This window comes from Vibrio sp. 704, assembly GCF_033339295.1.
This window is the reverse complement of record NZ_JAWOUH010000032.1, coordinates 24,880-35,785: the sequence shown is the minus strand read 5'-3', so window position 1 is coordinate 35,785 and position 10,906 is coordinate 24,880. Positions and strand designations below refer to the sequence as shown.

Annotated in this window: 8 protein-coding genes and 2 pseudogenes; 4 read left to right on the top strand and 6 right to left on the bottom strand. The window is 43.9% G+C overall.

The features are described 5' to 3' along the window. The 4 genes and pseudogenes from R7R24_RS23580 to R7R24_RS23565 all read right to left on the bottom strand — a co-directional run. Positions 1–441 (bottom strand): annotated as a pseudogene (locus tag R7R24_RS23580) (hypothetical protein); the annotation flags it as partial. 216 nt (positions 442–657) lie between these two features. After that, positions 658–960 (bottom strand): hypothetical protein, encoded by a 303-nt coding sequence (locus tag R7R24_RS23575; RefSeq protein WP_005375707.1) that lies wholly within the window; start codon positions 958–960, stop codon positions 658–660. A gap of 205 nt (positions 961–1,165) precedes the next feature. Continuing rightward, entirely contained in the window at positions 1,166–2,104 is a 939-nt protein-coding gene (locus tag R7R24_RS23570; protein ID WP_005375705.1) for an alpha/beta hydrolase, read from the bottom strand. A gap of 72 nt (positions 2,105–2,176) precedes the next feature. Further along, positions 2,177–3,091 carry an alpha/beta hydrolase gene (locus R7R24_RS23565; protein WP_017821078.1) on the bottom strand — a complete coding sequence of 305 codons (915 nt, stop codon included), beginning with the start codon at positions 3,089–3,091 and terminating at the stop codon, positions 2,177–2,179. 128 nt (positions 3,092–3,219) lie between these two features. Between R7R24_RS23565 and R7R24_RS23560 the strand changes: the two genes are divergently transcribed. Further along, complete coding sequence (locus R7R24_RS23560) at positions 3,220–4,149, top strand: LysR family transcriptional regulator (protein WP_017821079.1); 930 nt, start codon at positions 3,220–3,222, stop codon at positions 4,147–4,149. 69 nt (positions 4,150–4,218) lie between these two features. Here the strand turns inward: R7R24_RS23560 and R7R24_RS23555 are convergent, their stop codons facing one another. After that, entirely contained in the window at positions 4,219–5,412 is a 1,194-nt protein-coding gene (locus R7R24_RS23555) for an acetate/propionate family kinase (RefSeq protein WP_017821080.1), read from the bottom strand. Between the two features lie 468 nt (positions 5,413–5,880). Between R7R24_RS23555 and R7R24_RS30995 the strand changes: the two genes are divergently transcribed. Beyond that, a complete protein-coding gene (locus R7R24_RS30995) occupies positions 5,881–6,111 on the top strand; it encodes a hypothetical protein (protein WP_224721257.1) in 231 nt (76 codons plus the stop codon). Positions 6,112–6,182: 71 nt separating this feature from the next. Continuing rightward, positions 6,183–6,426: pseudogene (locus tag R7R24_RS30990) on the top strand (EAL domain-containing protein); the annotation flags it as partial. A 72-nt stretch (positions 6,427–6,498) separates the two neighbouring features. Here the strand turns inward: R7R24_RS30990 and R7R24_RS23545 are convergent. Beyond that, positions 6,499–8,430: a DEAD/DEAH box helicase gene (locus R7R24_RS23545; protein ID WP_054574370.1), complete on the bottom strand. Its 1,932-nt coding sequence runs from the start codon at positions 8,428–8,430 to the stop codon at positions 6,499–6,501. Between the two features lie 413 nt (positions 8,431–8,843). On the opposite strand from R7R24_RS23545, the gene rnb reads away from it, so the two are divergent. Beyond that, positions 8,844–10,847, top strand: a complete 2,004-nt coding sequence (rnb, locus tag R7R24_RS23540; protein WP_318119660.1) for an exoribonuclease II — start codon at positions 8,844–8,846, stop codon at positions 10,845–10,847. The last annotated feature ends 59 nt before the right edge of the window (positions 10,848–10,906 follow it).

The window sequence follows — 10,906 nt, the reverse complement described above, 5'->3', positions numbered from 1 at the left end:
AACGGGAAATTTTCCACTTGCTAAAGGGGCATCTAACTGCGTTTCGACTGATTTAAAAATGTTCCCCCTACCAAACGAGAAGTTGTTTTTTTCGTTCGTTGTGGGATACCAATAATAGACTTCCACAGGCTTGTCTCTGTCTTCACTGAATCCCGTTTTGACTGTTAGCGCAGAATGGTATTTCGGCTCATTCGTACTGGCGCTGACACTGACACATAATGTAGCGAGTAGAAAAGACATTATTATTTTGGTTTTCATTTTTCCCTCAGCCGGCAAACACATTCTTCTGCACGGCATCTGAAGATAACGAGCAGAAGAATATCCATATATTTTGCGAAACATAGCAATTAAGCTATTCATTGTCGAGGTAACCCAAAGAAAATGATAGACCGCTCCAGCTAGAGCCTTTCTTTTCAATAATTTTCTGCGGATATCCACCATGCAGAAGTTTGTACTTTACTCATTGTAAACGACTAATCATGGCCTCTTAAGGCAACATTAGAAAACCAACCGTATTCACAATCCATAACTCCATAACTCATAGTTACACCGATGTATATCTAAGTGAGCTGAAGCTTCATTGCCCATCCAGTGCCCTTTGCATTTTTATAGCAAGGTAGCCAAGCACCATTTTATTACGGACCATTGCTGCCTGCGCTAATGCTTTTGTTTTGTATCGTAACTGATTTGCTTACTGACGTTCTTTAGTTGCACTCCTACCTTATTAAAGGCCTTTTGAATAGTTGTGGAAACATGCTGGCGGCCCTCTCCTTCAAAAAAGTTAGCTCGATCTTGCTTCGTTTCGAATACGCAGACTATTTCTAAACTTTGTGGAAAAGAAGAGAATTTGACGGTATGAGTCACCCAAAGAAAGCCATCGTAGCCTTTTAGCGTATCTTCACAAACTTCGGTCAACACTTCTCTAATTAGATTCTCGACCTTCTTATCTGATTTGCGCATAAATTAAACTTCATTCCTATCTAACGCCTTTAATTAGGTTTCAGTGTACATTGTCTTAAACAGTATTTGGCAGTGGTATTTAGTCAATAGCCTGTAGATGAGGTTATTCGCACGAAGATTTACCGACCTACTCGCTTCGAACTACATCTTACTCTGTTAAAAATAAGCGCTTTGCAACTCTACAAAACGCTTCTAACTTATTAGATTATTTTAAGTGTGTTTCAAGGAATGCAGAAACCTTGTCCATTGCAATGCCGACTGCTTCTGGATGGTCATACAGTTCATAGTGAGACCAATTTTCCAAATTAACCAGCTGTCGGTCTTTTGATTGAACAGAGCGGCCATAAATTTCCTGCCCATCACGATAAGCACCAAACGCCCCGACTTTTTGCCCTACCACGGCCATAACAGGCTGAGTCAATAACGTTTCGGCAAATGCAAAGGCATCCCAGCTCAGTGTTTTCTGTGCATGTGAAAACAGCATACGAGTTGCACCACCTTCGGTTTGTCCACGTGATGTTTTGTAGTATTCAGTAGCTTCGAACACGTCTCGTTCTGTTAATCCATTTTCTTTTGCAAATTCAATATTTGGAGGAAGAAGTTCATCGATTTTCAGCTCTGAGCCGCGAGCTTCGGCTGTTCTCTGTGCAGCCATAGCTTCAAGATTGGCGATAGGGTCGTACATACTAAAGCCTTCACGGAACAAGCGGCCTAAGTTAACAGGCGTAATACCTACGACAGCTTTCAAGCGCTTTTCGGTTAGGGCTGAATTGATCATGTAACCACCACCGCCGCAGATACCGAGTCCACCAATTCTATTCTCATCGACATATGGTAAAGTTACTGCATAGTCGATAACGCGACTGATATCTTCAACACGTTGACTTGGGTCTTCTACGTAGCGAGGCAATCCTCCCGATTCTCCTTGGAAGCTCGCGTCAAATGCGATCACGACGTAACCTAACTCAGCAAGGGCTTTACCATAGACAGCGCTGGATGTTTGTTCTTTACAACTACCAAAAGGATGAACGCTTATCATTGTTGGGTAGCGTTTCGATTCATTGAAGCCTTCTGGAAATAAAATTAATGCAGACATATCCCAAGCCATATCAGCATTTCTAAAAGTGATTTTTTGCATATTCATAATCAATACCTTAAGAGTAAAAAGCCTTGAGAGCAGAAAGGCTCGAAGCAATTGAGCCTTTCATCGGGAATATTAAAGAGTGCGTTGGAAGAAAGATGCGAGTTGGGATACTGCGTCATCGACGTATTCGGCAACATCATAAAGCGACATATGGTTTGCACCATCAATGGCATACAAGGTTTTATCTGAACTCGCTGCACGTTCTATCAGGTCATCACTCATCCATTTGCTGCCTGCGTCACTACCAACGACAGCAAGAATTGGCTGAGTTAGGAATGCTTCCGCTTTGTGGTACGCATCGTAAGTAATGATCTGGTTTAAGTTACGAGTTAGAGCAAAACCCGGCGCATTTGGATGTTCACAACGTGGTGTGTGGTAATACTCCCAAGCTTCGCGTAGCTCTGCATTTGAGGCATCTTCTTCACGCATCGGAGCTAGAGGAATAGTCGCGAATTCTGTACCATTCGTGTCGGTTGTGCGAGCATTCGAACCAAATTCTAAGTAACCAACAGCGTCAGCATCGTTAACCGAATTATCCCAACCATTACGGAACATTTGGCCAATGTTTACGGCACTAACCATACCCAGTGCTTTGATTCGACGATCATTGATCGCTGCATTTGCACTATAGCCCGCACCAGCACAAATCCCCATTGCGCCAATTTTATCGTTATCGACGTACTCTAACGTTGTCAGATAGTCGACGACTGCGCTCACGTCTTCAGTACTCGTGTAAGGGTTTTCCATTTGGCGAGGCTCACCTGTACTTTCACCTTGATACGAACGGTCAAACGCAATGGCAATTATGCCGCTTTTTGCAAGTTTACTCGCATATAGGCCTGCGGTTTGCTCTTTTACGCCACCACCTGGGTGTGAAACAACAACCGCCGCATATTGTTTACTTGCATCAAAATCTGTAGGGAAGTTGATAACCGCTGAAATCTCAATACCTTGACCATTGAGATTTTTGAAAGTGACTTTAGACATAGCGACATTCTCCATTAGAGGTTAACTGTTCATCTCAGGCTGACCTAAGCTTCGATGTAATATTAGTCAACACACTGTTTCGGATAAATATCGTTTTATCTACATGACTGTTTAGTTATACTTAACAAATGAGAATAGAACCTTCTTTAATTTCATCACTGACGTGGTTTGCACATATTGCTCGCCATCGCAGTTTCACTAAAGCAGCCTTAGAAATGGGGGTAACCCGTGCTGCCTTATCACAACACCTAAAAGCGTTAGAACAACAGCTACAAGTTCGGTTAATTAATCGAACCACCAGAAGTATGTCGCTGACGGAAGAAGGCCAACGTCTGCTTGATATTTTGCAACCTTCATTGGTGAACATTGAGCAGGTCGTTAACGAATTGAACGACTCTCATCTTGAGCCTTCGGGATTAATCCGTATCAGTGTATCAAGAACCGCTGCTCGGCTGCTTATTGAGCCCTATCTAGGTGAGTTCCTCTCTCGTTATCCTAAAATACGCCTAGAGCTAATCATGGATGATGGGTTTTCTAACATCGTCGCAGAAGGCGTTGACGCTGGCATTCGCTTAGGATTAAGCTTAGATGAACATATGGTTGCGATCCCTATTACTCCGCCGTTAACAACGGCAATAGTGAGCTCTCCTGAATACTTTAGGCAAAATGGACTACCTCAAACTCCTGAGGATTTAGAAGATCACAATTGCCTTGCTTATCGTTTTACCTCTAGCGGAACAATTGATCATTGGTCGCTAACCTCTCCAGATGTTGCAAAGCGCACCCTCGTTTTCGAGCCTAAAGGCAATGCTATTTTTAATGATGACTATAGTATGTTACAAGCTGCAATACAGGGTGTGGGTTTAGTGAAGCATATTGATTTATGGGTGGAAAAGCACATAAATGAGGGAAGATTGACCCGAGTTCTGACACCTTGGTGCAAAGAGTTTCCAGGGTTTTATTTGTATATACCTTCACGAGAGCATATGCCGAAAAAAATCCGCGTCTTGATGGATTTTTTAATCGAAAAGCGCGAAGCTCTGAAACCCAAAGAGTAATTGTCAAATTGCTTTAAGTAAAAAAAGCGAGCACGAGGCTCGCTTTTAACTTTCTGTTTTCGTTATATATTACAATAGCTCAACCGATTGTTTGGCTATCACAAATTCCTCGTTAGTAGGAATAACAAGAGCTTTGGCACCTAACAACTCAGATGTTGCAATAACACCTGCGTTACCAAATCTTGCATCTTCGTTACCTTTCTGATCTTCAACAAAACCTAACAGTTTTAGGTTTTTCAAGATTTCACGACGAATTGGTAGTGAGTTTTCACCAATACCACCAGTGAAGATGATGCCGTCTAATGAATCCAGAGCCGCGAGGTAGGATGTAATGTATTTCGCAACGCGGTAAGTGAAGATCTCAAATGCCAACTTCGCACGTGAATTCCCCGCTTCCATTGCTTCTAGTACGCCACGAGCATCACTTGTCACACCAGATACACCTAAGAAACCTGACTTCTTGTTCATCATCTCGAACACTTCGTCTTTTTCCCAGCCTTTACGGAAAAGGAACTCGATAACACTTGGGTCGAGGTCACCACAGCGAGTGCCCATCATTAGGCCAGCTAACGGCGTCAAACCCATACTTGTATCAACACATTCGCCATTTTTAACCGCACTCACTGATGCACCGTTACCTAAGTGCACAGTGATAAAGCTGCTTTCTTCAACCGGCTTATCTAGCATTTTCGCTGCTTCACGGCTTACGTAGTAGTGGCTTGTGCCATGAGCACCGTAACGACGCACTTTATGCTCTTCGTAAAGCTCGTAAGGAAGTGCGTACATAAAGGCTTTGGCTGGCATTGTTTGGTGGAAAGCAGTGTCGAATACAGCAAATTGAGGCAGTGAAGGGAACGCCGCCATTGCCGCTCTCATGCCTTCAGCGTTCGCTTTGTTATGAAGTGGTGCAAGTTCAGCAAGGCGCTCTACTTCTTGAATAACTGTTTCATCAACTTTCACAGTTCCTTTAAAGGTTTCACCGCCTGCGACAATGCGATGGCCTACAGCGACAAATTTTGAGCTCAAACCTAGAGTTTCGAGTAGTTTTACCACTCGCTCAACAGCGTACTGATGATGGTTACCGCCAGCTGGAATTGCTTCAACGGTTTTTTCTCCCTGATATTTCCAACTGATTTCAGCTTCAGGTAGGCCAAAACACTCACCAATACCTGATACCAAAGCTTCACCGGTTTCAGAATCAATAACAGCAAATTTTAATGAAGAGCTACCAGAGTTGATCACCAGTACAAACGAATTAGACATGAAATAGTTATCCTGTTGTAGAGCAGAGGTTGTAATAGCGCTTGTGCGCTGCGTACTTCTTGTTTGCCCCTCTATTATTCAATAATTTTTTAATCTTTCAACAATCTTTTAGTAAAAGCGATTTGATTGAACAAATTTTGTTGATCTGTAGCAAGTTTTGATTTTATTTGAAGACTAAAAAATATCACTTGTTAAACATAATTTATGAATAGGTCAATTTGTACAAAGTCAGATATATAAGCTACGTTGTTTATTGGGTGAACAAAAATAACAAACCAATCAATAAATCGGGGTAATAATGTGCCCACTATTGCATTTCTATTAGTGATCTTAGGTTTGATTTTGCTCTGCTGGGGATGGCAGATGACAAAAAACATCTGCTCGAAAACTGACGTAACCGGGTGGACTTTCCTATTATTGTTAATCAGCTGTTTCATTTTTGCTTATGCCGTTTTTTTGCACGCTATCATGCAAAAACCTATTACTTCTCTCTTAGAAACGGGGGTTTCTCTTATACTTTTTGGCGGCAGTATCTTTGTCGTGCTGGTGATTAAGTGGAGCAACGATTCGATATTAAAGCTTCATACTGTTGCTGAAAGAGAGAAGCGCAATGCCGTCCATGACGCTCTTACTGGGCTCCCTTATCGTAAATACTACTTTGAGTCTATCGAAGACATGACACAACCTGAAGGCCAATGACTGATTCAAATTATGAGATAACCTCAAAAACGTCGAAAGATTGATAATACGTTTCAAGGTAAGCTGGTTAATTTCTTTTCACAGCAAGCCGCACTGAAGGCTCCCGCTCTATCGTTGAGAACACGATTGCGCTAGCACATGGATTAGGGTATTCGGTCGTAGCAGAAGGCGTTCAAGACATGGACACACTGCATTTTTTGAGAAGTCGAGGCTGTGACATCATTCAGGGTTACTTGTTCTGCCCTGCCCTTAGACGAAGTAATAAGTTGGGTAAACAAACACGATGAAAAGCAAAACCGTATTAGACGCGCATAAAAAAGCCGAGCGCTTTGCTCGGCTTTCAATTCTTTTTGTAGCAACTTAAACCGTCGCTTTAATCACTCGTGATTATGCGTCTGTACGACGGCCACGACCGTGACCACGTTCACCACGATGTGCACCACGGTGATCACCACCACGGTTGCGATCGAAACGACGTTCGCCACCTTCACGATTACCATCGCGGTTGCCGTCACGGTTACCACGGAAACCACCTTCGCGACGACCGCCTTCACGACGATCACCACCACGATTGCCGCCTTCGCGGTTGCCACGGTAACCACCGCCATCACGACGACCACCATCGCGACGACCACCGTCACGGCGACCACCACGAGACTCGCGGAAATCATCGAAGTCACATACTACAGCACCAACATCTTGTTGACGGATACGTAGTTTGCTTAGCTTGTTCGCCGCGTCTGAAGTCATTGCTTTAGGTAGCTGTACGAATGTGTGACCTTGAGCTAGTTTGATCGCACCGATAGAACCTTTACCTAGACCTAGTTCGTTTGCTAGAGCGCCAACGATGTCTTTAACTTGAACGCCTTGCTCACGACCAACTTGAAGCTGGTAAGTATCCCAGTCTTGGTTGTTGAAGTTACGACCGCCGTCGCGACCACCTTCACGGCGCTCTTTACGACGTTGCTTGTCACGCTCAATTGCTTCAACCATTGGGTCTTCGCCAATGTAGAACAGAGGACGTTTGCCTTGCTGACGCTTAAGAAGCATAGCAGCAAGTGTTGCTGGGTCGATGTCTAGAGAACTTTGTAGTTTCTCTACCAGCTCAGCAAATTTGTCTAGTGCTTTGTGCTCTTTCTCTGCTTCAAGCTCAGCGCCTAGCTTAGCTAGACGAGCTTCAGCAACTTGGTCACGTAGAGGAAGTTGGATTTCTTCCATAGATGACTTAGTTACACGCTCGATAGTGCGAAGCATACGAATTTGGTTAGTGCGAACTAGAAGGATCGCTTTACCCTTACGTCCAGCACGGCCAGTACGACCGATACGGTGGATGTATGACTCAACATCAAATGGGATGTCGTAGTTGAATACGTGCGTAATACGTGGAACGTCAAGACCACGAGCTACAACATCAGTTGCAACTAGGATGTCAATAACACCTTGTTTGATGTGATCAACAGTACGTTCACGTAGAGACTGAGGAATGTCACCGTGCAGTGCAGCTGCTTTAAAGCCACGTGCAGATAGCCAGTCAGCCAGACGCTCAGTATCTTGACGAGTACGTACGAATACGATTGACGCGTCAGTTTCTTCAGTTTCAAGAAGACGAGACATTGCTTCATCTTTCTCTACACCTTTCACTACCCAGAACTGTTGTTGAACTTTGTCTACAGTGTGGTTTTTACCAGCAACGTCAACCGTTACAGGGTCACGAAGGAAACGTTCAACGATCTTCTTCAGCATTGGAGGCATAGTTGCAGAAAACAGAACGCGTTGTGCTGACTCTGGAGCGTGCTCCATGATCGCAGTTACGTCATCTACGAAACCCATGTTTAGCATTTCGTCTGCTTCATCAAGAACGAAAGTACTAACTTCGTCTAGGTGTAGACGTTCGCGATTGATCAGATCTTGAACACGGCCTGGAGTACCAACAACTACATGAGCGCCACTTTTAAGAGCACGCATTTGGTCGACAATAGATGCGCCACCGTAAATCTCTAGAACTTTCAAACCTTTGATATTTTTACCAAGGTTTTTCATTTCCGCTGCAACCTGAATTGCCAGCTCACGAGTCGGAGCAAGTACAATCGCTTGCGGTTTGCGTTGGTTTAGATCGAGTTTGTTGAGAAGAGGCAGAGAGAACGCTGCTGTTTTACCTGTACCTGTTTGAGCTTTACCCAGCGCGTCAGCACCTTCCAATAGGTGTGGGATTGCCGCAGCCTGAATTGGAGTTGGTGACACGAAACCCATTCCGTCTAGAGCAGAAAGGATAGAATCATTCAGAGATAAATCACTGAATTGAATAACAGAATCTTGCATTGGGATCCTACTTAATTAAACAAAAAAACAGTCCCATATGCTCTTCCAATTCGATACTGATCCATCCAGATACTGATTCCATTCAGACGGGAACACAGCACAGTACACAACCGCGATAAGCCATTAGGGACGACTAAGGGAGGCGGATTATTCCTTAAAAGCATAAAAAAATCCAGAAAAAATTGAATTACATCACAATTTATTCTCAACAATGGTATTTTTAGCATATTTTTCCACCAGCCCTACCATTCCCCGTAGATTCGCGTAGCTCACAGATGAGAATTTCATCAATATTTAAGCCAATTTCTCGTGGTTAAATAGGCAAAATTCACGGCGAAATTACGCTCCACAGGTAGTAATAATAGCTCGCAATGATTATAGTGTGCCCAACTCCATAGGTAATTTAAGAAAAGATGTTTCAAGATAACCCACTACTCGCTCAGCTTAAGCAGCAAATCCAAGAAAACCTGCCTAAAAAAGAAGGCTCAATAAAAGCCACAGATAAAGGCTTTGGCTTTTTGGAAGTGGACAGTAAGACTAGCTTCTTCATCCCGCCTGCGTACATGAAAAAGTGCATGCACGGTGACAAAGTCGTCGCCATTATCCGCACCGAAAATGAACGCGAAGTTGCAGAGCCACAAGAGCTGCTGGAACAAGCCGTGACTCGCTTTATTGGTCGAGTAAAAATGTTCAAAGGCAAGCTCAACGTAGCACCTGATCACCCACAGCTTAAAAAGCTATCTCTTAAAGCGAAATTAAAGAAAGGTCTAAAACCTGACGAGTTCGCCGAAGGTGATTGGGTTGTCGCACATCTTATTCGCCACCCTCTAAAAGGTGATAACTCTTTCTTCGTAGAAATTTCTGAAAAAATCACTGACGCGAATGATAAAATTGCGCCTTGGTGGGTAACGCTTGCTCAAAACGATCTACCAAACTCTGAGCCAGCAGGCATCGATAACTGGGAACTGAAAGACGACGCGGAGCTAGAACGCGTAGACATGACTCATGTTCCATTCGTCACTATCGACGGTGAATCGACTAAAGATATGGACGATGCGCTGTACGCGAAGAAAACCGTATCTGGCGATTTCGAACTCACCATCGCTATTGCGGACCCAACCGCCTACATCACACCTGAAGATGAAATGGATAAAGTAGCGCGTGAACGTGGCTATACTATTTATCTTCCAGGCCGCAACATCCCGATGCTACCTCGCGATTTAGCGGACAACCTATGTTCTCTGATTGAAGGTGAAACCCGCCCTGCTATTTGCTGTACCGTAACGGTAAGTAAAGATGGTGTGATTGGCGACGATATTAAATTCTTCGCGGCAAACATCAAATCACATGCACGCCTAGTATACGATCACGTGTCTGATTGGTTAGAACACGACAGCTCTGAAGCATGGCAGCCATCTGAAGAGATCGCGACCATCGTTCGTGATCTTTATGAGTTCTCTCTTGCTCGCGCTGAATGGCGTGAGAAAAACGCAGTGGTCTTCCCAGACCGCCCTGACTACCGTTTTGAGCTCAGTGAAGATAACGATGTAATCGCTATCCACGCAGACATGCGCCGCAGTGCAAACCGCCTTGTTGAAGAATCCATGATTACCGCAAACATCTGTGCAGGTCGTACATTACGCGATAAATTTGAAACAGGTGTCTTCAATACGCATGCAGGTATCAAGAGCGAGAAGATTGAGGAAGTGGTTAAACTTGTCAATCCAGAAGGCCAGTTGGAGTTCACAGCGGAGTCTATTGCTACACTAGAAGGCTTTGCTGCGTTGCGCCGCTGGTTGGCTGCTCAAGAAACGTCTTATCTAGATAACCGTATTCGTAAGTTCCAAGCATACAGCGAAGTGGGTAATCAGCCTCTGCCTCATTATGCAATGGGTTTAGACATCTATGCAACTTGGACATCACCAATTCGTAAATACGGTGATATGATCAACCACCGTATGTTGAAGGCCGTCATCCTTGGTAAAGAACCTGTACAAAAACCAGATGACCAAGTAGGCGAAGAGCTAGCTCTACATCGTAAACATCATAAAATCGCTGAGCGAAATGTCTCAGATTGGCTATATGCACGCACGCTTGCTGATGAGCCGAGCAAGAAAACTTGTTTCACAGGTGAGATTTTCGATATTAATCGTGCAGGCGCACGTGTCCGACTTCTCGAAAATGGCGCAGCAGCCTTTATTCCTGGTGCACTAATTCTTGATAATAAAGAAAGAATTGAGTGCAATGGCGACAACGGTACCATCTCTATCGATAAAGAGGTCGTATACAAACTTGGGGATACATTGGAAATTGTCCTTACGGACGTAAACCAAGAAAACCGCAGTTTAGTTGCAAAGCCAACCCAGGTATTCGCTGAACAACCAGCAGCACAAACAGAACAGACTGTAAGTGAATAATACCGAATGAAGTTAAAAGGCGCTCTATTGAGCGCCTTTTTTATTTGTTATGTAAAACG

Bases quoted from the DNA above. Each gene is read 5' to 3' on its own strand.
- R7R24_RS23575 (WP_005375707.1), bottom strand. From the start codon at position 960: ATGCGCAAATCAGATAAGAAGGTCGAGAATCTAATTAGAGAAGTGTTG.
- R7R24_RS23570 (WP_005375705.1), bottom strand. From the start codon at position 2,104: ATGAATATGCAAAAAATCACTTTTAGAAATGCTGATATGGCTTGGGAT.
- R7R24_RS23565 (WP_017821078.1), bottom strand. From the start codon at position 3,091: ATGTCTAAAGTCACTTTCAAAAATCTCAATGGTCAAGGTATTGAGATT.
- R7R24_RS23560 (WP_017821079.1), top strand. From the start codon at position 3,220: ATGAGAATAGAACCTTCTTTAATTTCATCACTGACGTGGTTTGCACAT.
- R7R24_RS23555 (WP_017821080.1), bottom strand. From the start codon at position 5,412: ATGTCTAATTCGTTTGTACTGGTGATCAACTCTGGTAGCTCTTCATTA.
- R7R24_RS30995 (WP_224721257.1), top strand. From the start codon at position 5,881: ATGCAAAAACCTATTACTTCTCTCTTAGAAACGGGGGTTTCTCTTATA.
- R7R24_RS23545 (WP_054574370.1), bottom strand. From the start codon at position 8,430: ATGCAAGATTCTGTTATTCAATTCAGTGATTTATCTCTGAATGATTCT.
- rnb (WP_318119660.1), top strand. From the start codon at position 8,844: ATGTTTCAAGATAACCCACTACTCGCTCAGCTTAAGCAGCAAATCCAA.